At 59.3% G+C, this 24872-nt stretch carries 25 protein-coding genes; 10 read left to right on the top strand and 15 right to left on the bottom strand.

All coding sequences use genetic code 11. The features are described 5' to 3' along the window. Positions 1-4 precede the first annotated feature (4 nt). From msrQ to ACI77H_RS25005, 6 genes are all read right to left on the bottom strand, one after another. Positions 5-625, bottom strand: a complete 621-nt coding sequence (msrQ, locus tag ACI77H_RS25030; protein WP_407014297.1) for a protein-methionine-sulfoxide reductase heme-binding subunit MsrQ — start codon at positions 623-625, stop codon at positions 5-7. Then, positions 625-1638, bottom strand: a complete 1014-nt coding sequence (msrP, locus tag ACI77H_RS25025; RefSeq protein ID WP_407014296.1) for a protein-methionine-sulfoxide reductase catalytic subunit MsrP — start codon at positions 1636-1638, stop codon at positions 625-627. Before msrP ends, msrQ begins: the two co-directional genes overlap by 1 nt. A 58-nt stretch (positions 1639-1696) precedes the next feature. Then, on the bottom strand, positions 1697-2551 hold the full coding sequence (gene pssA / locus ACI77H_RS25020; protein WP_407014295.1) for a CDP-diacylglycerol--serine O-phosphatidyltransferase: 855 nt from the start codon (positions 2549-2551) through the stop codon (positions 1697-1699). Between the two features lie 144 nt (positions 2552-2695). After that, entirely contained in the window at positions 2696-3712 is a 1017-nt protein-coding gene (gene ilvC, locus ACI77H_RS25015) for a ketol-acid reductoisomerase (protein WP_007948647.1), read from the bottom strand. 48 nt (positions 3713-3760) lie between these two features. Beyond that, positions 3761-4252 (bottom strand): acetolactate synthase small subunit, encoded by a 492-nt coding sequence (gene ilvN, locus ACI77H_RS25010; protein ID WP_003176102.1) that lies wholly within the window; start codon positions 4250-4252, stop codon positions 3761-3763. Between the two features lie 2 nt (positions 4253-4254). Continuing rightward, entirely contained in the window at positions 4255-5979 is a 1725-nt protein-coding gene (locus ACI77H_RS25005) for an acetolactate synthase 3 large subunit (protein WP_407014294.1), read from the bottom strand. A gap of 400 nt (positions 5980-6379) precedes the next feature. On the opposite strand from ACI77H_RS25005, the gene ACI77H_RS25000 reads away from it, so the two are divergent. Further along, positions 6380-6802, top strand: a complete 423-nt coding sequence (locus ACI77H_RS25000) for a DUF4124 domain-containing protein (protein ID WP_407014293.1) — start codon at positions 6380-6382, stop codon at positions 6800-6802. 14 nt (positions 6803-6816) lie between these two features. Here the strand turns inward: ACI77H_RS25000 and ACI77H_RS24995 are convergent, their stop codons facing one another. Genes ACI77H_RS24995 through mrcB form a run of 3 tightly spaced genes read right to left on the bottom strand, consistent with a single transcriptional unit; the run spans position 6817 to position 10227 of the window. Further along, on the bottom strand, positions 6817-7152 hold the full coding sequence (locus ACI77H_RS24995) for a YqcC family protein (RefSeq protein WP_407014292.1): 336 nt from the start codon (positions 7150-7152) through the stop codon (positions 6817-6819). Further along, entirely contained in the window at positions 7152-7886 is a 735-nt protein-coding gene (locus ACI77H_RS24990; RefSeq protein ID WP_407014291.1) for a hypothetical protein, read from the bottom strand. Before ACI77H_RS24990 ends, ACI77H_RS24995 begins: the two co-directional genes overlap by 1 nt. Positions 7887-7902: 16 nt before the next feature. After that, a complete protein-coding gene (mrcB, locus tag ACI77H_RS24985; RefSeq protein WP_407014290.1) occupies positions 7903-10227 on the bottom strand; it encodes a penicillin-binding protein 1B in 2325 nt (774 codons plus the stop codon). Positions 10228-10344: 117 nt separating this feature from the next. Between mrcB and ACI77H_RS24980 the strand changes: the two genes are divergently transcribed. From ACI77H_RS24980 to ACI77H_RS24965, 4 genes are all read left to right on the top strand, one after another. After that, positions 10345-11901 (top strand): AAA family ATPase, encoded by a 1557-nt coding sequence (locus ACI77H_RS24980; protein ID WP_407014289.1) that lies wholly within the window; start codon positions 10345-10347, stop codon positions 11899-11901. Between the two features lie 91 nt (positions 11902-11992). Continuing rightward, positions 11993-12337, top strand: coding sequence for a pentapeptide repeat-containing protein (locus ACI77H_RS24975; protein ID WP_407014288.1), 345 nt, complete (start codon positions 11993-11995; stop codon positions 12335-12337). 244 nt (positions 12338-12581) lie between these two features. Continuing rightward, positions 12582-12854 carry a TfoX/Sxy family protein gene (locus tag ACI77H_RS24970; RefSeq protein ID WP_007971093.1) on the top strand — a complete coding sequence of 91 codons (273 nt, stop codon included), beginning with the start codon at positions 12582-12584 and terminating at the stop codon, positions 12852-12854. A 15-nt stretch (positions 12855-12869) separates the two neighbouring features. After that, a complete protein-coding gene (locus ACI77H_RS24965) occupies positions 12870-13679 on the top strand; it encodes a Crp/Fnr family transcriptional regulator (RefSeq protein ID WP_407014287.1) in 810 nt (269 codons plus the stop codon). A 223-nt stretch (positions 13680-13902) separates the two neighbouring features. Here the strand turns inward: ACI77H_RS24965 and ACI77H_RS24960 are convergent, their stop codons facing one another. From ACI77H_RS24960 to ACI77H_RS24945, 4 genes are read right to left on the bottom strand one after another with little or no spacing between them, the layout of a single operon-like run. Beyond that, positions 13903-14751, bottom strand: coding sequence for a ChaN family lipoprotein (locus tag ACI77H_RS24960; protein WP_407014286.1), 849 nt, complete (start codon positions 14749-14751; stop codon positions 13903-13905). A gap of 22 nt (positions 14752-14773) precedes the next feature. Next, the gene (locus ACI77H_RS24955; RefSeq protein WP_407014285.1) at positions 14774-15541 is read right to left on the bottom strand and encodes a heme ABC transporter ATP-binding protein; all 768 of its coding nucleotides are present in this window, start codon (positions 15539-15541) and stop codon (positions 14774-14776) included. Then, a complete protein-coding gene (locus tag ACI77H_RS24950; RefSeq protein WP_407014309.1) occupies positions 15541-16524 on the bottom strand; it encodes a FecCD family ABC transporter permease in 984 nt (327 codons plus the stop codon). Before ACI77H_RS24950 ends, ACI77H_RS24955 begins: the two co-directional genes overlap by 1 nt. A 50-nt stretch (positions 16525-16574) precedes the next feature. Next, positions 16575-17447, bottom strand: coding sequence for a hemin ABC transporter substrate-binding protein (locus tag ACI77H_RS24945; RefSeq protein WP_407014284.1), 873 nt, complete (start codon positions 17445-17447; stop codon positions 16575-16577). A gap of 166 nt (positions 17448-17613) precedes the next feature. Between ACI77H_RS24945 and ACI77H_RS24940 the strand changes: the two genes are divergently transcribed. Further along, entirely contained in the window at positions 17614-17931 is a 318-nt protein-coding gene (locus ACI77H_RS24940) for a Rieske (2Fe-2S) protein (RefSeq protein WP_407014283.1), read from the top strand. Here ACI77H_RS24940 and sfsA read toward each other — a convergent pair. Then, a complete protein-coding gene (gene sfsA, locus ACI77H_RS24935; protein ID WP_407014282.1) occupies positions 17928-18641 on the bottom strand; it encodes a DNA/RNA nuclease SfsA in 714 nt (237 codons plus the stop codon). The two genes, ACI77H_RS24940 and sfsA, sit on opposite strands and share 4 nt — an antisense overlap. Then, entirely contained in the window at positions 18641-19813 is a 1173-nt protein-coding gene (locus ACI77H_RS24930) for a pyridoxal phosphate-dependent aminotransferase (protein WP_407014281.1), read from the bottom strand. The genes sfsA and ACI77H_RS24930 overlap by 1 nt, the downstream gene beginning before the upstream one ends. Positions 19814-20148: 335 nt before the next feature. On the opposite strand from ACI77H_RS24930, the gene dksA reads away from it, so the two are divergent. The 4 genes from dksA (at position 20149) to ACI77H_RS24910 (ending at position 24852) form a co-directional block, all read left to right on the top strand. After that, positions 20149-20589, top strand: a complete 441-nt coding sequence (gene dksA / locus ACI77H_RS24925) for an RNA polymerase-binding protein DksA (RefSeq protein WP_007902025.1) — start codon at positions 20149-20151, stop codon at positions 20587-20589. A 183-nt stretch (positions 20590-20772) separates the two neighbouring features. After that, positions 20773-21660, top strand: a complete 888-nt coding sequence (gene gluQRS, locus ACI77H_RS24920; protein ID WP_407014280.1) for a tRNA glutamyl-Q(34) synthetase GluQRS — start codon at positions 20773-20775, stop codon at positions 21658-21660. Between the two features lie 77 nt (positions 21661-21737). Next, a complete protein-coding gene (locus ACI77H_RS24915) occupies positions 21738-21914 on the top strand; it encodes a hypothetical protein (RefSeq protein WP_003176118.1) in 177 nt (58 codons plus the stop codon). Further along, positions 21898-24852: a sensor histidine kinase gene (locus tag ACI77H_RS24910; protein ID WP_162556248.1), complete on the top strand. Its 2955-nt coding sequence runs from the start codon at positions 21898-21900 to the stop codon at positions 24850-24852. Before ACI77H_RS24915 ends, ACI77H_RS24910 begins: the two co-directional genes overlap by 17 nt. The last annotated feature ends 20 nt before the right edge of the window (positions 24853-24872 follow it).

The following is a 24872-nucleotide window of genomic DNA, read 5'->3' as shown; positions in this document are numbered from 1 at the left end:
CTAATTACGCTTTTCTTGCAGAAGGTGTCTTTTTAGCGATTAAACGTGGAATTCGACGAGCTACAGGCGGTAGCCGCAACACTAGAAGCAGTGCACCTAGAGAGGCATAGACCGCCCACTCCTTCAGATCAGCGCGAACGATCCACAACATATGCAGCAAACCAAGACCGAGAACCCCATAAACCAGTCGATGCAGCTTCTTCCAGCGAACGCCCAACCGCCGCTGACTGTAACGATTAGAGGTTATCGCCAACGCCAGCAAACAAAGGAACCCAAGCACACCGACAATAATGTACGGCCGCTTACGCAACTCAACACCCAGCTGCGACCAATCAAAGCCGAGAATGAACGCTATATAGCCACTCAGATGGAGCACCACGTAAGCGAAGCACCACAAACCCAGTTGCCGTCGAACAGCAATCCACCCCGCCCAACCGGTGAGTTTCTGCAACGGCGTCATACTCAAAGTAATAAGCAACAACACAAGTGTCCCCAACCCCAACCGATCAACCAGCACCTTGCCCGGGTCTGGCCCCAGTACTTCCGCCCAAGCCTGATACAGCCAAACCAGAGGCCACACCGCCGCAGCAATGAAGACACCAACACGCCAGAACGGATATCGCATCAGTAGTTCTTCCGCAGATCGAGCCCTGTATATAGAGAAGCAACTTCGTCCGAGTAGCCGTTGAACATTTGCGTGTCGCGGACATTGGGCTTGAACAGACCGCTCGGCAAACGTCGCTCTCGAGCCTGCGTCCAGCGAGGATGATCGACTGCCGGGTTCACGTTGGCATAGAAGCCGTACTCGTCCGCCGCAATGCTTTGCCAAGTGGTTTTCGGCTGCTCACTGACCAGACTGATCCGCACGATGGACTTGACACTCTTGAAGCCATACTTCCACGGCACCACCAAACGCAGAGGCGCGCCGTTCTGGTTAGGCAGCTCACGCCCGTACATGCCGACTGCCAGAATCGCCAAGGGATTCATCGCCTCATCCAGACGCAGCCCCTCTACATAAGGCCAGTCGATCAGGGCAAAACCAGAACGCTGACCGGGCATGGTCTTCGGATCCTGCAGTGTTTCGAAGCGAATAAACTTTGCCTTGGAGGTTGGTTCAATGACATTGAGCAACGCAGAGATGGGAAATCCGATCCAGGGAATAACCATCGACCAGGCCTCCACACAACGAAGTCGGTAGATACGTTCCTCAAGCTGATAAGGCTTCATGAAATCCTCCAGCGCGTATCGCCCCGGCTTACCCACCTCCCCGTCCACCACCACGCTCCACGGTTCGGTTTTCAACGAACCAGCGTTGGCGGCCGGATCCCCCTTATCAGTGCCGAACTCATAGAAGTTGTTGTAGTGGGTCGCATCCTTGAATGGCGTGATCGCTTCATCCTTGACGGTCGCCCCCCCCCACTGGGTAGAAGGGAGTTTCTGGGCAAACCAGGACGGCGCGTTGCCCGCCTCGACATCCGCGTATTGCGCGGCATCTTCAGCATTGGCCCAGCGCGGCAAGCTGCTCACAGCCAAACCGGCAACGGCGGCGCCCAATACATTGCGACGAGATAGATAGAGGGATTCAGGCGTGACATCCGATTCATGGCAGTCGGACGCTTTGGGGACTTTGATCAGCATGGCAACTCCGCAGCATTGGAGGACAGATGCACCAATAGACTGCGGAGTATGAGGGAAATTACGAGCTTTTGTGCCGACGAAGACGTAACAGATATTGAACCGGGCCAGACGCTGCATAGGCGAGGAAAACCAGCAGCAGGATGCGCGGCGGATCACTGAACACGACGGCAAACACCAACACTACAGCGAGAATCGCCACGAAAGGTACGCGCCCTTTCAGGTCCAGCTCCTTGAAGCTGTTGTACTTGATGTTACTGACCATCAGCATGCCGGCGGCTGCGACCATCAGCGCCACCAGGAAAGACATCTTGGACCCCTGAATACCGTAATCGCTGAACGCCCAGACAATACCCGCAACCACACCCGCCGCAGCCGGACTGGCCAGACCGATGAAGTAGCGTTTGTCGGCGGTGCCCACTTGGGTGTTGAAGCGCGCCAGGCGCAGCGCAGCGCCAGCGACATAAATGAAGGCGACCATCCAGCCAACCTTGCCCATATCGCCCAACGCCCAGCCAAATGCCAGCAGTGCCGGCGCGACACCGAAGGCGACCATATCGGACAACGAGTCGTACTCGGCACCGAAGGCACTCTGGGTGTTGGTCATTCGGGCAACGCGGCCATCGAGACCGTCCAGCACCATGGCAACGAAAATGGCGATCGCGGCGAACGCAAAATACTTGCTCGCGCCAATCGTATCACCGGCACTCAAGGCGCTCTGAGCGCTCATCGAGTTGATGATGGAGTAAAACCCTGCGAACAGGTTCGCAGTCGTGAATAGGTTCGGCAGAAGATAGATACCACGATGCCGGACTTTACGACCTTCAGCGTCATGCCCTTCTTCGATGTGCTCATCGATGGGCAGCAGGCTTTCGGCGTCAGAAGCCTGGTTTGGCTCTTCGGGACGTTCGCTCATGGACATTACCTTGCAACGGGGTGGAAAGTTTCGACAGGTGTCTGGGACGACGGTTCGACCGCAAACGATGCAGCTTTATACCAGAACCGGCCTCCCAAACGAAAAAACGCGGCCTAGGCCGCGTTTTCCGTACAAGTGCGCGACTTAGTTTTTGGCTTTGTCGACGATCTTGTTGGCACCGATCCACGGCATCATGGAGCGAAGTTGCTCGCCGATGATTTCGATACCGTGAGCGGCGTTGTTACGACGCTTGGCGGTCATCGAAGGATAGCCGGTTGCGCCTTCGCTGATAAACATCTTGGCGTATTCGCCGTCCTGAATACGTTTCAGGGCGTTGCGCATGGCCTGACGGGATTCGGCGTTGATCACTTCCGGACCAGTCACGTACTCGCCGTATTCAGCGTTGTTGGAGATCGAGTAGTTCATGTTGGCGATACCGCCTTCGTACATGAGGTCAACGATCAGCTTCAGTTCGTGCAGGCACTCGAAGTAGGCCATTTCCGGCGCGTAGCCAGCTTCAACCAGGGTTTCGAAACCGGCCTTGACCAGTTCAACGGTACCGCCGCACAGAACGGCTTGCTCGCCGAACAGGTCGGTTTCGGTCTCGTCCTTGAAAGTGGTTTCGATGATACCGGTACGACCACCGCCAACGCCGGCAGCGTAGGACAGCGCAACGTTTTTGGCGTTGCCGGAAGCATCCTGATAGATAGCGATCAGGTCAGGGATACCGCCGCCTTTGACGAACTCGGAACGCACGGTGTGACCCGGTGCTTTCGGCGCGATCATGATCACGTCGAGGTCAGCGCGCGGAACTACCTGGTTGTAGTGGATCGCGAAGCCGTGGGAGAAGGCCAGGGTGGCGCCTTTCTTGATGTTCGGCTCGATTTCATTTTTGTACAGGGCAGACTGGAACTCGTCCGGAGTCAGGATCATGACCAGGTCGGCAGCGGCAACAGCGGAAGCAACGTCAGTCACTTTCAGGCCGTGAGCTTCGGCCTTGGCAACAGTGGCCGAACCTTTACGCAGGCCGACGGTAACGTCAACGCCGGAGTCTTTCAGGTTGCACGCTTGAGCGTGGCCCTGGGAACCGTAACCGATGATGGCAACTTTCTTGCCCTGGATGATCGACAGGTCGCAGTCTTTTTCGTAATAAACTTTCATGAAATTCCCCTATATATCCAGGCCGTTCAGGCCGTTCGCTAATTTGGTTTAGATGCTGAGTACTTTGTCGCCGCGAGCAATACCGGTTACGCCGCTGCGGACGGTTTCCAGGATCGATGCGGTGCCTATGGACTGAATGAAACTGTCGAGCTTGTCGCTGGTACCGGTCAATTGAACGGTATACACGCTGGCGCTGACATCGACGATCTGCCCACGGTAAATATCGGTGGTGCGTTTGATCTCGGCGCGCTGGGCGCCGGTGGCCTTGACCTTGACCAGCATCAGTTCGCGCTCGATGTGAGCACTCTCCGACAGGTCGACCAGTTTGACCACTTCGATCAGCTTGTTCAGGTTCTTGGTGATCTGCTCGATCACTTCATCATGACCAACAGTGGTCAACGTCAGACGCGACAGAGTCGGGTCTTCGGTCGGCGCCACGGTCAGGCTTTCGATGTTGTAGTTGCGCTGCGAGAACAGGCCGACTACGCGAGACAGAGCGCCAGGTTCGTTTTCCAGAAGCAAGGAAATAATGTGCCGCATGATTAAGTACGCTCCGTCTTGCTCAGCCACATATCGCGCATGGAGCCGTCTTTGATCTGCATCGGGTAGACGTGCTCGCTGGTGTCGACCGAAACATCGATGATCACCAGACGATCCTTCATGGCGAACGCCTCTTCCATCTTCGTCTTCAAATCTTTCGATTCGGTGATGCGCACGCCGACGTGACCATAGGCCTCCGCCAACTTGACGAAATCAGGCAGTGATTCCATGTAAGAGTGCGAGTGACGGCTGCCGTAACTCATGTCTTGCCACTGGCGAACCATACCCAGAACACCGTTGTTCAGGATGACGATTTTGACCGGCAAGCCATATTGCAGGCAGGTGGACAGTTCCTGAATGTTCATCTGGATACTACCCTCGCCCGTTACGCAGGCGACGTCGGCATCCGGAAAGCTCAACTTGATGCCCATGGCCGCCGGAAAACCGAAGCCCATGGTGCCCAGGCCACCGGAGTTGATCCAGCGGTTTGGCTTGTTGAACTTGTAGTACTGCGCCGCAAACATTTGGTGCTGACCCACGTCAGAGGCAACAAAGGCATCGCCCTTGGTCACCTCGCACAGGGTTTCGATCACGGTCTGCGGCTTGATGACGCTGCCATCACCCTTGTCGTAAGGGAACAGGCCGCGATCACCGCGCCATTCATCAACCTGCTTCCACCAGCTGGCAACGGACTCCTTGTTCGGGGTCTCGCCGATTTCCTTGAGGATCGCGACCATTTCGGTCAGGACGCTTTCCACCGGACCAACGATAGGCACGTCGGCCTTGATGGTCTTGGAGATCGAAGCCGGGTCGATGTCGATGTGAATGATCTTGGCGTTCGGGCAGAACTTCGCCGGGCCGTTGATCACACGGTCATCGAAGCGCGCGCCGACTGCGAGGATCACGTCAGCATGGTGCATCGCCAGGTTGGCGGTGTAGCTGCCGTGCATGCCGAGCATGCCGATGAACTGACGGTCAGTGCCAGGGTAGGCACCCAGGCCCATCAGGGTATTGGTCACTGGCAGGTTGAGCATCTTCGCCAATTCGGTCAGCGGCGCGGAGCCACCACCGAGAATCACACCGCCGCCGGCGTACATCACAGGGCGCTTGGCCGCGAGGAGCATTTCGGCTGCCTTGCGGATTTGTCCGGAGTGACCGCGAACGGCCGGGCTGTAGGAACGCAGCTTGGCTTTTTTCGGGAAGATGTATTCGAACTTCTCGGCCGGGTTGGTCATGTCTTTCGGGATATCGACAACGACTGGACCAGGACGACCGGATTGCGCCAGGTAGAACGCTTTCTTCATGACTTCCGGGATTTCCGAGGCGTGCTTGATCATGAAGCTGTGCTTCACGATCGGCCGGGAGATACCGATCATGTCGGTTTCCTGGAACGCATCGGTGCCAACCATGGTGCTAGGCACCTGACCGGAAATGACCACCATCGGAATGGAGTCCATGTAGGCCGTGGCAATACCGGTGATGGCATTGGTTGCGCCCGGGCCGGAAGTCACCAGTACCACACCGGCTTTACCGGTGGCACGAGCGTAGCCGTCAGCCATATGGGTCGCAGCCTGTTCGTGACGAACCAGGATGTGGGTCACTTCCGGTTCTTTGAACAGGGCATCGTAGACATGAAGAAGAGCACCACCCGGGTACCCGTAGATATACTTGACGCCTTCGTCACGCAAAAAGCGGACGAGCATCTCACCGCCAGATAAAAGCTCCACGTTGTTCACCTCTAAAACGCCAGAATACCGTCCACACAAAAGGGGACGGGTCTTAATAGGTTTACTTCTCGGCAGAGCATGAGCGACGGTGGTCGCCGACTACGTCAGCACTGACTGAGCAAGTATTGGGATCGTCCCAAGTGTTGCGGGCCTTTCCCACCCAGCGCGAGGTAACGCGTTGCGGGTGTAACAGGTCGGCGCGGATGTGCGCCTCATGATCTACCGAGTGGGTCTGCTTCTGGCAGTCCCTCTACAGCGGACTTTGGATTCTTCTGTTTCGTCCCCCGCAAGTCAAGTCGTCAATGTGCTTTATTGAAGTAAGCACATGAGAAAGCAAGAAAAAACCGCTAAACAGCAACTGTGTTAGCTTCAATTGCGCAACCCAATACAAGGAAATGGCATGCGAACGTTTTTCCTGACAGCCAGCCTGCTGATTGGCATCAGCCCTTTGTGCATGGCCGCTCAGATTTACACATGGGTCGATGAACAAGGCGTTACCCACTTCGATGCGCAACCGCCCCAGGGCCGGGAAGCCACGACTTTGGTCACGCCCTCCTCCTCTGCGAGCAAACCGCCTTCGCTGCCACGCAATAACGCCATTGGCGATCAACAGGCCATCGATAAGACAGTCAAAAAACAGGTCGCCGAGCAACAAGCCCAGCTAAAGGTATTCTGCGACCAGGCCCGAACGAACCTGGCTCAACTGCAGAACAATCCGCGGATACGGGAGGACGTCGACGGTGAGATGCGCCGCCTGACCGACGAGCAACGTCAGGAGCGCATCAGCGAAGCACAGCGACAGATCGCCGAGAACTGCCAGTAACCATCCTGTAAGGGTCAGCGGGAGGCGGTGATCAGCAGATCAAACTCTTTGAGCAGCACCTGCAGCTGCCGATCCTTGCCCTGAACCTTGCGGGCAGCGAAGACCATTTCGGCCATCTCCTGAATGCCCGAGGCATTGGGCAGCGGCAAATCCTGCTCGAGGATCGCTTTCATGCGCGGCAGGAAGATCCATTGCAGCCACTGCTCAAAATCCAGCGTATCGACCGAGAACGGCTCGACACTGGACAGCGCTTCAACCGATGGCGAGACATCGTCCCACCACCCCTGAACCCGCAGTTCGCGCTCGATCAACAGCAACTGCTCGGCAATTTTCGGAAAGCGTGCGTCCATCACAGCGAAACCTTGGCCTTCTGACGGGCCAGTGTAGCGCCAGCGGAATCGCCCTGTTTCTCACGTGCCTGAGCGATCAATTCCCACAAACTGGCCTGAAGTGCCGGACGTCCATTGGCGAAGGTCAGACCCCGACGAGCGAACTGTTCGGCCTGTGCCGCATCGCCTTGAGCCATGCGGACTTGAGCCAGACGATAGAGCACTTGCGGCTCGCGCGGCGCAACACGCTGGGCACGCTCCAGACTGGAAGAGGCACCGTTGAGGTCACCGCCAGCCTGTTGCTGCTGAGCAGTGGTCAGCAGCGCCAACACCGGACCGTCCAGTTGTTCATCGGCTGATAGACCACCGGCGCTCGACGAAGGAATCCCGCTCGGCGTCGACGGCATGCTGTAGCTGCCCTGATTGATCGGTGCCGACTGAACCGGCGAGGTGTCGATCGGACCCGGGGTAATCGGGCCAGGCGTAATCGGCGAAGTGCTGATCGGTGCCGATGCAACTGCACCGCCACCCGGCACCATCACGACGACGCCGGTATCACCTTGCGGAATCGCCTGGGTCTGAGATTGCACTGGACGTTTAACCGTCGTCTGACGATAACCGCCATTTGCCGAAATTCGCTCGCTGTTGGAAACGGCGCTGCCGGAATCCACAACCGGGATCGAACCGCGCTGTACGCTGGAGCAACCGCTGAGCAAAGCCACGGCGGTAATCGCTGGAATCAACCACTTGTTCACTTGAAACCCTCTTTGCTTAATTCATCCAGCCCTTGACCCAATCCATCACCGTTTCGCCGGAAGCAGGGCTGTCGCCACCGCAAGCGGCGCCGGGAGGCGGTTCGCTGCCGCGAATATACGGCATCTGCACCGCGCCTGGGCAGTTGGCATCAGAGCCTTGCCCGGTACGCGAATCGACCCACGCCTGAACGATGTTGTCCGGCTGCGGCATGTCCAGCGGCAACGGATCGGCCTTGCGCATGAAACTGGTCCAGACCTGCAACGCACCGGTAGCACCGGTGAACGGAGTCTTGCCGTTGTCGTCGCGCCCCAACCAGACCACCGCCAGCAAATCCTGACTGAAACCGGCGAACCAGCTGTCTCGCGAATCGTTACTGGTACCGGTCTTGCCTGCCAGGGTCAGGGTCTTCGGCAGCACGTTGTAAACCGAACTGCCGGTGCCTTCGCGCATGACCCGTTGCATGGCGCTCTGGATCAGATAAATAGAAGCCGGGTCGAAACGCTGCTGAATCTGGAACGGATAACGCTTGAGCGGTTCGCCTTCGGCCGTCAGTACGCTGCGAATCCCGCGCATCGGCGTATTGAATCCACCGTTGGCGAGAGTCTGGTACATGGTCGCCACTTCGATCGGGGTCATGCCGCCAGCGCCCAGCAGCATCGACGGGAATGCCGGAAACTCACGACTCACACCCAGGCGAGCCACCGTCTTCAAGACATTCGGCACGCCCACCGCCAACCCGAGACGCGCGGTCGACAAGTTGTAGGAATGTGCCAGGCCTTGATAAAGGAAAACCGTGCCATGGGAGCGGCGATCATAGTTCTGCGGTTTCCAGACCTGACCGTCCGCGCCTTTGACCGAGAAGGATTCGTCCGACAGCCAACTGGTCAACGTGTACTGGCTTGGCTTCTCCAGGGCTGTCAGATAAACCGCCGGTTTGATCAACGAACCGATCGGCCGGACAGCATCCAGCGCCCGGTTGAAACCGGCGAAGCTCGCCTGGCGACTGCCGATCATGGCCTGGACCTCGCCGGTTTCCGGGTTGGTCACGACCATCGCCGCTTCAACGTCATCGGAACCTTTGCGCCCGGACAAGCGCTTGAACGTATCGTTGACCGACGCTTCCGCTTTCATCTGCAAGATAGGATCGAAACTGGTAAAGATCCGCAGACCTTCTTCGGTCAAGTCTTCGTCGCGATAGTCTTCGCGCAGCTGACGCTTGACCAGATCGATAAACCCCGGGAACGAACTGTCGGCCAGTTTGCCGCGCGTCGTCACGCCCAAAGGCATTTTCTTCGCCGCAGCGACCTGCTCGGCGGAGGCAACGCCTTGCTGCTCAAGCACGTCGAGCACCAGGTTGCGCCGTTCGAGCGCCCGCTCAGGATTGCGACGCGGGTTGTAATAGGACGGTCCCTTGACCATGCCCACCAGCATCGCGACTTGATGCAGCTTCAGTTCGGACAACGGCTGCCCGAAGAAAAACTGGCTGGCGAGGCCGAAACCGTGCACCGCGCGCTGGCCATCCTGACCGACGAACACTTCATTGAGGTACGCCTCAAGAATTTCCGGTTTGTCGTAATGCAGCTCTAGCAGCATCGCCATCATGGCTTCGGTGAGTTTGCGGGTCAGGCTGCGTTCGCTGGTCAGGTAGAAGTTCTTGACCAACTGCTGCGTCAGGGTACTGCCGCCCTGAGTCATCTTGCCGCCAGAGGTGTTGACCCAGATGGCGCGGGCAATCGACTTCGGCGACACCCCCCAATGGCTGTAGAAGTCCCGGTCTTCCACGGCGACCAGGGTTTCCAGCAGATACGGCGGCACCTGATCGATCTTGATCAGAATGCGGTCTTCGAGATTCTTCGGATAAATCCCGCCGATCAGCAGCGGCTCCAGCCGTACCACGGACAGCTTCGAACCGTTGGTCGCCGAGAGTTCGGCCACGTAGTCGCCGGAGAATCGCACGCGCACCGGCTGCGCTTTCTCCAGGCCTTCATAGAACTGGAAACCACGGGTATTCAAGTCGACGGTGTTGCCGTTGACCGCCGCGGCGCCGGGACCGTTGCTCACGCTTTCGCGGCGATAGCCCAAGGCGTCGAGCTCGGTGAGAAAATCTTCCTTGCTCAGCTTCTGGCCGGTGAACAGCTCCAGCGGGCGCGCATACACCTTGGCCGGGATGGTCCAGCGCTTGCCGGAGAACTTTTCCTGGACAATAGCGTCGAGGTAAACCGCGAATCCGGCGAGCACCACGAGGCCGACCAGACTGAGTTTAAGGGCCCAGCCCAGCCAGGGGCTCAGGCCCCTGGAAGGTGGTTTTTTGGGGGTACGAGGGGATCGAGTACGAGTCATGGCGCCGGATTATACGCACTTTATTCATACTCAACAGGAGCCCGCCGAGGTTTGCGTCGGGCGGACTTGCGGCCATAATGACGGCCGTGAATTTTCCCAGACTCTGAAGGAACACCTGTGAGCCAGTCCCTGATTGCCGCCCTGCAAAACCCGGCCCTTTACCCGCATCCGGTAGACGGGTTCCAGCTCATCGAAACCCACATCTCCTGGGTAATTCTCACAGGCCCCTTTGCTTATAAAGTGAAGAAACCGGTCAATTTCGGCTTCCTCGACTTCACCAGCCTCGATGCTCGCGAGCATTTCTGCGGCGAAGAGCTGCGCCTGAACCAGCGTCTGACCAATGATCTGTACCTCGAAGTGTTGCCGATTACCGGCAGCGCCGAAGCACCACAACTGGGTGGCGACGGTCCGGTCGTCGACTACGCGCTGAAAATGCGTCAGTTCCCACAGAGCCAACTGCTCAGCACGCTGCAGGCCAACGGCGAATTGACCACCGCGCACATCGACGAGATGGCCGCACAGATTGCGCAATTCCACCTCACCGCGCCAAAAGTGCCCGCCGAACACGAAGCCGGCACCCCGGACAGCGTCATGGCGCCGGTGCGGCAGAACTTCGAACAGATCCGCCCGTTCCTCAGCGACAAGGCGGACCTGTTGCAACTCGATGCCTTGCAAGCCTGGGCCGAAAGCAGCTTCGAACGCCTCAAGCCCCTGTTTACCCAGCGTAAGGCCGAGGGCTTCATCCGTGAGTGCCACGGTGACATCCACCTGGGTAATGCCACCGTGATCGACGGCAAGGTCGTGATCTTCGACTGCATCGAATTCAATGAGCCGTTCCGCTTTACCGACGTCTATGCCGACATCGGCTTCCTCGCAATGGACCTTGAAGACCGCGGCCTGAAAAGCCTGGCCCGTCGCTTCATCAGCCAATACCTGGAGTTGACCGGCGACTACCAGGGCCTGGAACTGTTGAACTTCTATAAAGCCTATCGCGCGCTGGTTCGCGCCAAGGTCAGCCTGTTCAGCATGCCGGCCGAGGCCGACCCGGTGCAGCGCGCCACTACCCTGCGCCAGTACCGCAACTATGCGAATCTGGCGGAAAGCTACAGCACCATTCCTTCGCGCTTCATGGCCATCACCCACGGCGTTTCCGCCGTTGGCAAAAGCCACGTGGCCATGCGTCTGGTGGAAGCGCTGGGCGCGATTCGCCTGCGTTCCGATGTCGAGCGCAAACGCCTGTTCGGCGAACAAACCGTTGCCAACGATCCGCAGGCCGGCATTTATAGTGCCGACGCCAGCGCCGCGACATACACCCGCCTGCATGAAATCGCCGCAGTCATCCTGCGTGCCGGTTTCCCGGTGGTGGTCGACGCCACTTACCTCAAGCGCGACCAGCGCGACGGCGCGGCGAAAATAGCCGAAGCCACTGGCGCGCCGTTCCTGATTCTTGATTGCAACGCACCACAAGCCGTAATCGAAAACTGGCTGGCGCTGCGTCAGGCAGACAAAAAGGATCCTTCCGACGCCAACCTGGCCGTTATCGCCGCTCAGCAAGCCAGTCGTGAAGCCCTGACACCCGAAGAGATTCTGTGCAGCAAGCGTGTGCAGACCAATGAAAGCGGGACCCTCGACACCGTCGTTGCGCAAATTCGGCAACGCCTGCCGGGCCTGTAAAAAAGTATTTCAGCCGTGAAGCCTTCGCCGGCTTCACGGCTGTCAAATAGTGGCACTATACTGGCGTCATAAAACCAACAGGTGATGTGACATGAGCCAGCCGAAACTTCTCGACACCCCGCTTTATGCCTTGCTGCACAAAGACGACATCACAGGTTTCAACAACGAACGTCCATCCAGCGGACCTATCGACATGGTCGGTGGTGACTTCCGAGGCCTGGACCTGCGCGAACTGAATGCCGATGGCATCAACTTCACCGATGCTTATTTCCGCTCCGCCGATTTGCGCGGCATCGATTTCAGCAACTCAAACCTGGAAGGCGCGAGCCTGGCCCACGCGCAGATCTCCGGCGCCTACTTTCCGCCAGAGCTGAGTGCCGACGAAATTCTGATGTCGATGAATTTCGGAACACGCCTGCGTTATCGCACCCGTTAAAACCGACGTTGACTGACAGGTCCAGCGCCCCCGCCTTGCGCTGGACTGTGGGCACTTTTTGCCCGTAATCCCGACCTACTCCCCTTCTTTTCTGGCCGAACTCGCGGACTTTTCCGACGTTCATCTCGCATGCCTCTTAGAAGCATTTGCTCCGAAACCGACCAAACAATCACGCTTTTCCTACTGATGGCTACACTCCTCAGAAGCTTGCCCACGCACCGTTCGGCCGTCGCAAGGAGGCTTGATGAATGATGAACTGCAGCACCTGAAAAATCTTGGCAAGACATCGGCGCAGTGGCTGCATGCCGTGGGCATCCACAGCGCTTCGGACTTGCGTCGCCTGGGAGCGGTGGATGCTTATCGGGCCGTGCGCACACGCGGCTTTCGGGCATCCAAGGTGTTGTTGTATGCAATCGAAGGCGCGCTGATGGATGTGCACTGGAACGACATCCCCGCCGAGCGCAAGGAAGCCCTGAATAAACAGCTGGAAGCGATCTCGTCACGCCACAAAAATTGAACGGGCACCGCCGCCATGTATTTGCTTGGGGAACAACCGGCTTATGCCGATGCACTGATCAACCGACTGCAAAACATTCCCGCCCGATTGCTGGAGCGTTTGTCGCCTTGTGGCCCGGCCTTGCAGTTTTCCGCCGTGGAGGACCTGACGCCCCTGTTGCCGGGCGATCAACTGTTTGTGCTGAAGAGTGGGCTGCTGCATGGGTGTGTCGACGAGCGCCCCCTGTTTTATCTGCATGAGGGCGATCTGGTCGGTTTGCGCCAGGACATGGACTTGCCACGCTGTCGCTTGTGCAGTGACAGCCCGCTGGCACTGACGCCTTACTTGCGTTCCGAAGTTTTTCAGCACATCTATGCCGACCCGGAGCGCTCGGAACTGTTCCTGCAATACCTGGCCGGCCAGACGGCGCTGCTAGCCGACGCGGTTGCGCGCCTGAAACAACCCGAGTTCCGCACCACCAATGGCTTTCAACGGGTGGCGCAGGGCGACGTGCTGATCCATCAGGGCGATGAGGCCGATCACGTGTTTGTCATCATCGAAGGCCACGCGGAAGCCTTCGTCGACGGATATAAAGTCGGCGACGTGCCCCGCGACGAGATTTTCGGTGCCATGGCGGTGTTCACCGGCGAGAAGCGCAATGCCAGCGTGATCGCCAGCGAACCGAGCACCGTCATGCTGATCCCGAAGGAGCAGTTTCTCAGCCTCACTCAAAGCAATCCGAAGATCGCCCACAGCCTGATCGAGAGTATGGCCCGACGCATTGACCTGCTGAACAAGCAGATCACGCAATTGAGCTCACCAAAAAAACAGACTGAAGCCCGATGATTACGGGGCTCTTCGCCAACCGACTGACAATTCCCAAGGAAATTAAAAATCAGCAGTTGACTTGATAATGAGAATCGCTATGATTAGCACAACTGGTCGCGAGACTGGTCGATATTTGAAAAGCCCTTGGTTCGGACTCTCAGATATCTCCTCATCAGGCTAATCACGGTTATTTGACCCGGCTCTTGCCGGGTCTTTTTTTGCCGGTGAAAAAGTCCCTGGCTTACCGGCCGAACTGCTTGCGCATCTCTGCACAGTAATCCGGTGCCGGCGTGGCAGGCGTGTACCAGACGTAATCGGCCATCGCCACTGTGACTTCGCCGCCCTGCTGCGCCAGCATTAAAACCATGGGTGCTTCGGGCGCGCCCAGATCAAGCACATGGATCGGCACGCCGACATCCTTTCGCGCGTGGTAAGCGCCGGCAAACAGCAATGAAGGGGTGGGTGCCGCCAACAATCGCTCGGCCATGCGCCGGTCACGTTGTTGCTGGACGGCGAGCATCGCCGGCATTTGCGATTGGGGTAGCAGTCCGCAATGGGAATCGCTGATCTGTGCCAGCAACTCATCCTTGACCGGGGTGGCATTGGAGCGAGTACCGCTCAACGTGGGTGGCCGGGCGTAAAAAGCACGCACTTCGACCGTGTCCAGATTGGCGGCCAGCAACGGATACGGTTGGGTCAGGGCGAAACGGACGATCGGCCCATACAGATTCCAGTCCCAACCTTGTTGCCACGCCAACGCACCGGGCAAATCGGCGGGCGGCGTCGAGGCGTGGCGAAGGTCTTCGACGCGCAGCTGTTGATCCGGCGTGAGCATTTCCAGCAGCAGGCTGCCTTGCGGACGCTGCTCTCCCAGCGCCTGCAGCAACCAGCGTTGCAGTTCATGGTGATCGCGATTGTCATGCTGCTCCCCAACGATCAATCGCGACGGCTTGGCCAGACGCGCCAGCAGTTCCTGCGCCGTCAGCGTCTGACCGCTGTGCAGGTCACGAATCTCGCCGACGACCGGCGGCGTTGAAACATGTTGGCAGGCACTCAACATCAGTACTGCCAGAATCACCATCAAACGCATGCTCACCCCCTCAATGAATGACTCAGCGGGCGATGATCAGAGGATGCCCGCGCTCCGGATGCTGTTGCACCAGCACCTCCAGCCCGAATACTGCCTTGAGCGGCTCAGGACGCAACACCTGCTCAGGGGTGTCGAGCGCCACCGGGCGCCCGCCTTCGAGCAGTAACAGGCGATCACAATAGCGTGCCGCCAGGTTCAGATCATGCAGGATCACCAACACGGACGCGCCGCGATCGGCGAACTCGCGCACCGCTTGCAACGTGGTGTGTTGATGCAGCGGATCAAGCATCGAAGTCGGCTCGTCGAGCAGCAGCGTTTGCCCCGCCGCGCCCGGCCAGAGTTGCGCCAGCACTCGCGCCAGATGCACGCGCTGACGTTCGCCGCCGGACAAGGCCAGATAGCTGCGACCCATCAGATGCCCGGCATCGGCGGCCTGTAACGCGGCAGCGATGATTTCGTCGTCGCGGATCCGGCCGGTCTGGTGCGGCAAGCGCCCCATACCGACGACCTCCTCGACGCGAAACGCGAAGTCCAGGGTCGAAACTTGCGGCAATACCGCCAGACGCTGGGCTCGCTGGGCACCTGTCCAGTCATGCAACTCGCGTTCATCCAGCCATACGCTGCCATGATTCGCCGGTAACTCTCCGCACAAAGCACCCAGCAACGTGCTTTTGCCAGCACCGTTAGGCCCCAGCACACCGAGGACCTCCCCCGGATTGAGCTCCAGCGTGATGTCGCTCAGGATGACCTTGCGCCCGCGAAGAATTTGCAGATTTTGCGTTCGCAACATCAGGCACGCCCTCGGAGCAGTAGATAGAGGAAGAACGGTGCGCCGATGAGCGCGGTGACAATCCCGATCGGCAGTTCGGCCGGTGCCAGCGCCAGTCGCGCCACCAGATCAGCGAACAACAGGAGACTGGCGCCCGCCAGCACCGAGGCCGGCAATAACACCCGATGATCGGGACCGGCCAGCAGACGCACCAGATGCGGCACCACCAATCCGACAAACCCGATCATCCCCGCCGCCGCCACCGCCGCCCCGACTCCCAGCGCGGTGCAGAACACCAATTCGCGCTTGAGCCTTTCGACGTCGACCCCTAAGTGACCGGCCTCCGACTCTCCCAGCAGCAACGCATTCAAGGCCTTGGCTCGACGCGGCAACCACAGCGCCACGCCGACACTGATCAGCAGCAATGGCCAGAGTCGCGAATAGCTGGCGCCATTGAGACTGCCCAGGTTCCAGAAGGTCAGCGTGCGCAGGGTCGCGTCGTCCGCCAGATAGGTGAACAGTCCCACTGCCGAACCTGCAAGCGCCGTCAATGCGATACCCGCCAGGAGCATGGTTGCGACATTGGTTTGTCCGTTACGTCGGCCCAGTCGATACACCAGTGCGGTCACGCCGAGGCCACCCAGAAATGCGCACAGCGAAAGCAGATAAGGCCCGAAGGATTCTGGCAAACCGCCCAACAGGGAACCGCCAACAATCGCAATCGCCGCGCCTAATGCCGCGCCGCTGGAAACACCCACCAGGCCCGGATCAGCCAGTGGGTTGCGAAACAACCCCTGCATCGCCACGCCCGACAACGCCAGCACGCCACCGACCGCCAATCCCAGCAAGGTACGCGGCAGGCGAATCTGCCCGAGGATCAGCTCGGCCTGCTCCAGTCCGTCAGGCGCGATGGGCAGGCCAACCATGCGCAACGCCGCGCGCAAGGTATCGAGCAAGGGCAGGCTCACTGGTCCGAGCGCCAACGACAGCCAGATCGCCAGCAAACACAGAACACTCAGCCCCATGAATAAAGCACGGGGCTTTACCAGGACGGTCATTGGGCGCCAGTACCGGGATAAAAGCTGTCACTGATCTTTTTCAACGCCTCGGGCAACCGTGGGCCGAGCCCACCCACCAGCAGCGTCGGATCCAGTTCCATGACGCGCTCGTCCTTGGCGGCGCGGGTTGACGACAGAATCGGATTTTCCTTGAACAGCGCCGCGCGCGCCGTCTCGCCGGTCAGTGCGCGGTCGGCAAACACCAGCACCTCTGGGTCCAGGCTGATCAAGGATTCGTTGGAAAAAGGTTTGTAACCGGTGTGTGTCGCCAGGTTGTGCCCTCCGGCCTTTTGGATCAGCCAATCTGCGGCGGTATCTTTGCCAGCAATGAGCGGCTTGCCGCCCGCGTGACCGAGCAGCACCAGCACACCCGGCGAGGGTTGCGTCAGCTGCGCTTTGGTCACCCGAACCTTTTGCTGATCGAGTTGCTGTTGATAGGCCTGAAACAGTTGAGCAGCCTTGTCCTCGGCGCCAAGCAACTTGCCCAAATGCTGCAAGTTGGCCTGCAACGTCGGCAGATCCGGTTGGGCCGAGAACAGTTCGACTTGCACCCCCGCCGTGCGAATTTGCGAAATCACCGGCGGCGGTCCCATTTCTTCGGTGCCGACCAGGATCTGCGGGCGTAAGCTCAAGACGCCTTCCGCCGACAGCTGCCGTTGATAGCCGATACTCGGCAACGCCTTGAGCGATTCCGGGTGTTGGCTGGTGGTGTCGACGCCGACCAGTTTCGATTCGCCGCCCAGTGCGCTGACCCACTCCGCCAAAGCCCCACCGGCGCTCACCCAGCGTTGTGGCAACTCGGCCGCTGCGGCGTGATGACTGACGAGGAGTCCGGCACAGAGCGCAGCAACGCGGTTAATCAGGCGCATAAACAGCTTCCTTGAAAGGTTTTCCCAGGCATCGAGATGACAGGCCAAGTATCCTCGGCATCCGGCACCTGCCCCCGACGGGCGAAGCGGCCATTTGATAATTGTTTGCATTTGAACGTCAAGCTCGGACATCTCCAGTCACGAGCCGCTGCACTTGAGGATAGACATGAAGTTTCTTTGCGCAGGCGTTGAGCTGGCCGAATCCAGCAGCCGCGGTTTCGAGGTCGACGGCGAAAAGCTCTTCGCCGTGCGCCGCGAAGGCCAGGTCTACGTCTACCTGAACCGTTGCCCGCACCGTGGCGTCGGTCTGGAATGGACACCCGACCGGTTTCTCGACCCCAGCAACAGCCTGATCCAGTGCGCCACCCATGGCGCACTGTTCTTGATCGAAGACGGCGAGTGCGTCGCCGGCCCATGCGCCGGGCAATCCCTGACCGCGATTGAAAGTCGCGAAGACGAGCAAGGGGTCTGGGTCAGCCTTTAACCGTTGAGCAACACCTCCAGACGCCGCTCGACAAGCATTTCTTCATGGCTCAACCGCACGCCGTAAGCCAACACTTCGACCCCGCACGCCACCGCTTCTCGCAAAGCGGCCGCGTAGGCCGAATCGATTTCCTGCGCAGGACGCACGGCATCGATGCCGCTGAGGTTCACGCAGTACAATTGCACCGCACGAATGCCGTCCCGCGCCAGATGCGCCAATTCGCGCAGATGCTTGGCACCGCGCTGGGTTACCGCATCGGGAAACGCCGCGACTGATGAGCCATCGAAGCCCAATGTGACACTTTTGACTTCCACATACGCCGGCCCGTCCGGGTAATCGAGACGGAAGTCGATGCGGCTGCTCTCCTGACCGTAGGCCACTTCGCGCTTCAGTTCGGTGAAGCCGTTGAGCTCTGTAATCACGCCAGCCCGCAGCGCCTCTTCGATCAAACCGTTGGCTCGCCCGGTGTTCACACAGAACAGGCGTCCTTGAGGGGTTTCGCCGATTTCCCAGGTGCCGGGCAACTTGCGCTTGGGGTCATTGGAGCGACTGAACCAAACCTGCCCGCCCTCCACCTGACAATTGAGCATCGAGCCGGTGTTGGGGCAGTGAATGGTCAGTAACTCGCCATGAACGGTTTCGATATCGGCGAGAAAACGCTTGTAACGTCGGATCAAGCGACCTTCTTCGAGGGGAGGATTGAAACGCATCAGCCTTGCCAGCTCTTCAAGCCGCGAGCGATGCGTTCGACCGCTTCCTGCAAACGCGGCAGGCTTTGGGTGTAGGCAAACCGCACGTGATGGCCAGCCTGATAACGCCCGAAGTCGAGGCCCGGCGTAATTGCCACATGTTCGGTTTCAAGGAAATGCCGACAGAACGCGAAGGCATCACCGCCGAACTTGCTGATATCGGCATACAAATAGAATGCGCCCTCGGGTTCAACGGCAATGCCGAAACCCAACTCTCGCAGGGCGGGCAGCAGAAAATCCCGGCGCCGACCAAACTCGGCGCGACGCTCCTCAAGAATGGCGATGGTCGCAGGCTCGAAACAGGCCAGTGCGGCATGTTGGGCCATGCTCGGCGCGCTGATGTAGAGATTCTGTGCGAGCTTTTCCAGTTCGCCGACCGCCGCTTCCGGCGCCACCAGCCAACCGAGTCGCCAGCCGGTCATGCCGAAATACTTTGAAAAACTATTCAACACGAAGGCGCTGTCATCGACTTCCAGCACGCTGGCGGCATCGGTGCCGTAGGTCAGGCCGTGGTAGATCTCGTCCACCACCAGATGGCCATGCCGTGCCTTGATCGCGGTCGACAGGCCCGCCAACTCGTCGCGGGTCAGAATGGTCCCGGTCGGGTTGGCCGGCGATGCCACCAGCGCGCCGACGCTGTCGTGATCCCAATGACGTTCAACCAGGTCCGGTGTCAGTTGATACCGTACCTCCGGACCGACGGGGACAAGCTGCGCCGCACCTTCCACCAGCCGCAGGAAATGCCGGTTGCACGGGTAACCCGGGTCCGCCAGCAGCCAGTGTTTGCCCGGATCCACCAGCAAGGCGCTGGCCAGCAGCAATGCGCCGGAACCGCCGGGGGTGATGAGGATTCGCTGCGGATCAATGTTCAAACCGTAACGCTGCTGATAGAAGCTGGAAATGGCCTCACGCAGTTCGGGAATGCCACGGGCAGCGGTGTAACGGGTTTTTCCCGCCGTCAGTGCGGCTTGGCCGGCCTGGATGATCGGCTCGGCGGTGGTGAAGTCCGGTTCGCCGATTTCCAGATGGATCACATCGTGGCCGGCAGCTTGCAGCTCATTGGCCCGCGCCAGCAGCGCCATGACATGGAACGGTTCGATTGCGCGACTGCGGGCACTGTAGGACTGAGCCATTAGCCTTCCTTCAACGAGGGAAAAAAACCGATTCTACCCAAGCGCAGGAACGAGCGAGAACCTAAAGCGGTCAGACGCGGTAAGACCCTGGCCACAAACGACTCATGCGAGTACGCAAGGTTTGACTAAAATCATTAATTGATCAGGCCTCCAGCACCACCAGATAAGGCTTTGCAATCATTTGCAAGCCCTTCGGGCCACTACCTCGACATCCGGGAGTAGCGCGGCCCGATTTGATCTGGTAAGTTCGCCCGCTTGCAGCCGCAGGGCCGGCAGGTGTCGGTGATGGAGCAATCCTGCGCAGATGGATTACAAGAGTAGAGGCGGTCCATTTCATGCCCACCCAAGCAAAGCAGCAAAATCAGTCGATCAGCGGCTTCGAACCCTACAAAGAAGTTAAGGGCGAGGAGTACATGGGCAAACCCATGCGCGCTCACTTCACCAAGATCCTGAATAAGTGGAAACAGGACTTGATGCAGGAAGTCGACCGCACGGTTGATCACATGAAAGACGAAGCGGCCAACTTCCCTGACCCGGCAGATCGTGCCAGCCAGGAAGAAGAATTCAGCCTTGAATTGCGCGCCCGTGATCGTGAGCGCAAGTTGATCAAGAAAATCGACAAGACGCTGCAATTGATCGAAGACGAAGAATATGGCTGGTGCGAGTCCTGCGGCGTCGAGATCGGCGTCAAGCGACTGGAAGCCCGCCCTACCGCCGACATGTGCGTTGACTGCAAGACCCTGGCGGAAATCAAGGAAAAGCAAGTCGGCAAGTAATCTCGACTTGAACGAAGAACGGAGCGTGCGAACGCTCCGTTTTTGTTTCTGATATTTGCCCCGACAGCAAAACTGTGGGAGCGAGCCTGCTCGCGAAGAGGCCTTCAGCTTCATACCCCGCTTTCGCGAGCAGGCTCGCTCCCACAAGGTCTGGCGCAAGCCTGGAAAAGTAACATCGCCTATATGACTGCCACCTCCTACATCGGACGCTTCGCCCCCACGCCCAGTGGCCACCTGCATTTCGGTTCGCTGGTTGCCGCGCTGGCCTCGTACCTTGACGCGCGCTCGGTGGGCGGGCGCTGGTTGATGCGCATGGAAGACCTCGATCCGCCACGGGAAGAACCCGGCGCCCAAGCGGCCATCCTCAAGGCACTGGAAAGCTACGGCTTCGAGTGGGACGGCGAAATGGTCCGACAAAGCGACCGGCACGACGCCTACGCCGAAGTACTCAATCGCCTGTTCAATCACGGCCTGGCCTACGCCTGCACCTGTTCGCGCAAACAGCTTGAGCCCTATCACGGCATTTATCCGGGCTTGTGTCGCAATGCTGGCCATGGCACTGAAGACGCCGCGATTCGCCTGCGTGTGCCCGAGCTGGAATACCACTTCATCGACCGCGTGCAGGGCGAATATCGCCAGCACCTGGGGCGGGATGTCGGCGATTTCGTGATCCGCCGTCGCGACGGGCTCTACGCCTATCAACTGGCAGTGGTGCTCGATGACGCCTGGCAAGGCATCACCGACATCGTCCGTGGCGCCGACCTGCTCGACTCCACGCCACGTCAGCTCTATCTACAGGAACTGCTGGGTTTCTCGCAGCCGCGCTATCTGCACATCCCACTGATTACCCAGCCTGACGGCAACAAGCTCGGCAAGTCCTATCGTTCGCCGCCGCTGACCGAAGATCAGGCCACGCCTTTATTACTGCGTGCATTGCGCGCGCTCGGGCAGAATCCGGGCACCGAACTGGCGTACGCCACCCCACGTGAAGTGCTGAACTGGGGCATCGCACACTGGGATGCGCTGAAGATCCCGCGCACACTCACCTTGCCCGAAGCGCAACTACAGTGATCAGACTTGCAGTGGCGCGCCCATCCGTTACCATCGCCGCACGTTTTCGGGCACGCGCCTAAAAAAGAGAGGCCGGGATGTACATCTATCGCTTGGTCCTGCTCCTGGTAGTGGGGATTTACCTGTTCTCCCCGGCCATCATGGATTGGTGGATCGACGCCACTGGCGCCTGGTATCGCCCTTATCTGCTCTGGCTGATTCTGATCGTCGTGACCTTCATCCTGCAGAGCCAAAAAGATGCCGATGAGCTTTAGCCTGACCCAGATGATCCTGATCAGCGCCGCGTACCTGGCGGTGCTGTTCGGCGTGGCCTGGATCAGCGAACGGGGCATGATCCCCCGGGCGATCATTCGCCACCCACTGACGTACACCCTGTCGCTGGGTGTTTACGCCAGTGCCTGGGCGTTTTACGGCACGGTGGGCCTGGCCTATCAGTACGGCTACGGTTTTCTCTCCAGCTACCTCGGGGTTTCCGGGGCATTTCTGCTGGCGCCGGTGTTGCTGTATCCGATCCTGAAAATTACGCGCACCTATCAGCTGTCGTCACTGGCGGACCTGTTCGCGTTCCGTTTCCGCAGCACCTGGGCCGGCGCACTGACCACGATTTTCATGCTGATTGGCGTGCTGCCATTGCTGGCATTGCAGATTCAAGCCGTGGCGGACTCCATCGGCATCCTCACCCGCGAGCCGGTGCAGCATCGCGTGGCCCTGAGCTTCTGCGCGCTGATTACGCTGTTCACGATTTTCTTTGGCTCACGCCACATCGCCACCCGTGAGAAACACGAAGGGTTGGTGTTCGCGATTGCATTCGAGTCGGTGATCAAGCTGATCGCGATTGGCGGCGTTGGTTTGTATGCGCTGTACGGCGTGTTCGACGGCCCGCAACAGCTTGAGCTTTGGTTGCTGCAAAACCAGACCGCCCTCGCCGCGTTGCACACACCGCTGCAAGAAGGCCCGTGGCGCACGCTGTTGCTGGTGTTCTTCGCCTCGGCGATTGTGATGCCGCACATGTACCACATGACGTTTACCGAAAACCTCAACCCGCGCTCGCTGGTCAGTGCGAGCTGGGGCTTGCCGCTGTTCCTGCTGTTGATGAGTCTGGCGGTGCCGCTGATTCTCTGGGCCGGACTGAAACTGGGCGCCACGACCAATCCTGAATACTTCACGCTGGGCATCGGCATCGCCGCCAACAGCAAAGCCCTGGCGCTACTGGCGTATATCGGCGGGTTATCCGCAGCCAGCGGCCTGATCATCGTCACCACCCTCGCACTGTCCGGGATGGCGCTGAACCACCTGGTGCTGCCGCTTTATCAGCCACCGGCCGAAGGCAACATCTACCGCTGGCTGAAGTGGACGCGTCGGGCGCTGATCGTCGCGATCATCATGGCCGGTTACGGCTTCTATCTGCTGCTGGGCGCGGAGCAGGATCTGGCCAACCTCGGCATCGTCGCGTTTGTCGCGACGCTGCAATTCCTGCCCGGCGTACTGTCTGTCCTGTATTGGCCGACCGCCAATCGTCGCGGCTTCATCGCCGGTTTGCTGGCCGGGATTCTGGTGTGGCTGGTGACCATGCTGTTGCCGCTGGTCGGCAATCTGCAAGGCTTCTACATCCCGCTGCTGAACATGATCTACGTGCTGGACGACACCAGTTGGCACATGGCGGCAATCGCCTCGCTGGCCGCCAACGTGCTGATGTTCACCCTGATTTCGCTGTTCACCAACGCCAGTCCCGAGGAGGCCAGCGCTGCCGAAGCCTGCGCCGTGGACAACGTGCGTCGCCCGCAACGCCGCGAACTGCACGCGGCCTCGCCCCAAGAGTTTGCCACGCAACTGGCCAAACCCTTGGGCGCCAAGGCTGCGCAAAAGGAAGTCGAACAAGCGCTGCGCGATCTTTATCTGCCGTTTGACGAGCGCCGGCCTTACGCCTTGCGCCGCTTGCGTGACCGGATCGAGGCCAACCTCTCGGGCCTGATGGGGCCGAGCGTCGCCCAGGACATGGTTGAGACCTTCCTGCCCTATAAGGCCGGCGGCGAAAACTACGTCACCGAGGACATCCACTTCATCGAAAGCCGACTCGAGGACTACCACTCGCGCCTCACCGGCCTCGCCGCTGAACTCGATGCCCTGCGCCGCTATCACCGCCAGACCCTGCAAGAATTGCCGATGGGCGTTTGTTCGCTGGCCAAGGATCAGGAAATCCTCATGTGGAACAAAGCCATGGAGGAGCTGACCGGCATTGCCGCGCAGCGCGTGGTCGGTTCGCGCCTGAGCACCATCGCCGATCCGTGGAAGGAGCTGCTGCAAGGCTTCATCAATCTGCCGGACGAGCATTTGCACAAGCAACACCTGGCCCTCGATGGCCAGACCCGCTGGCTGAACCTGCACAAAGCAGCGATCGACGAACCGCTCGCGCCGGGCAACAGTGGCTTGGTATTGCTGGTGGAAGACCTGACCGAAACGCAAATGCTCGAAGACAAACTGGTGCACTCCGAGCGTCTGGCGAGCATTGGCCGCCTCGCTGCAGGCGTGGCCCATGAAATCGGCAACCCGATCACCGGCATCGCCTGTCTGGCGCAGAACCTGCGCGAAGAACGCGAAGACGATGGCGAGCTGAAGGAAATCAGCGGGCAGATTCTGGAGCAGACCAAACGCGTATCGCGCATCGTGCAGTCGCTGATGAGTTTCGCCCACGCCGGCAGTCATCAGCACAGCGACGAGCCCGTCTGTCTGGCCGAAGTGGCGCAGGATGCCATCGGTTTGCTGGCCCTGAACCGACGCAATTTCGAAGTGCAGTTCTACAACCTGTGCGACCCCGATCACTGGGTCGAAGGCGATCCGCAGCGACTCGCCCAAGTGTTGATCAACCTGCTCTCAAACGCCCGTGACGCCTCGCCTCCCGGCAGTGCGGTACGGGTCAAAAGTGAAGCCGGCGAACACACGGTCGATCTGATCGTGGAGGACGAAGGCAGCGGTATTCCGAAGAACATCATGGACCGATTGTTCGAACCTTTCTTCACCACCAAGGATCCTGGCGAAGGCACCGGTCTGGGCCTTGCACTGGTCTATTCCATCGTTGAAGAGCATTATGGACAAATCACCATCGACAGCCCGGCTGATGTTCAAAGCCAACGCGGCACCCGTATCCGGGTGACCTTGCCGCGTCATGTCGAAGCGACGTCCGCTGTGAACTGAGACCGTCGAGAGTATCGAAT

The sequence above is a fragment of the Pseudomonas sp. O230 genome, from assembly GCF_045447035.1.
Taxonomy (GTDB): domain Bacteria; phylum Pseudomonadota; class Gammaproteobacteria; order Pseudomonadales; family Pseudomonadaceae; genus Aquipseudomonas.
Note: the sequence above shows the minus strand (reverse complement) of the source record. Positions and strands in the feature narration are given on the sequence as shown.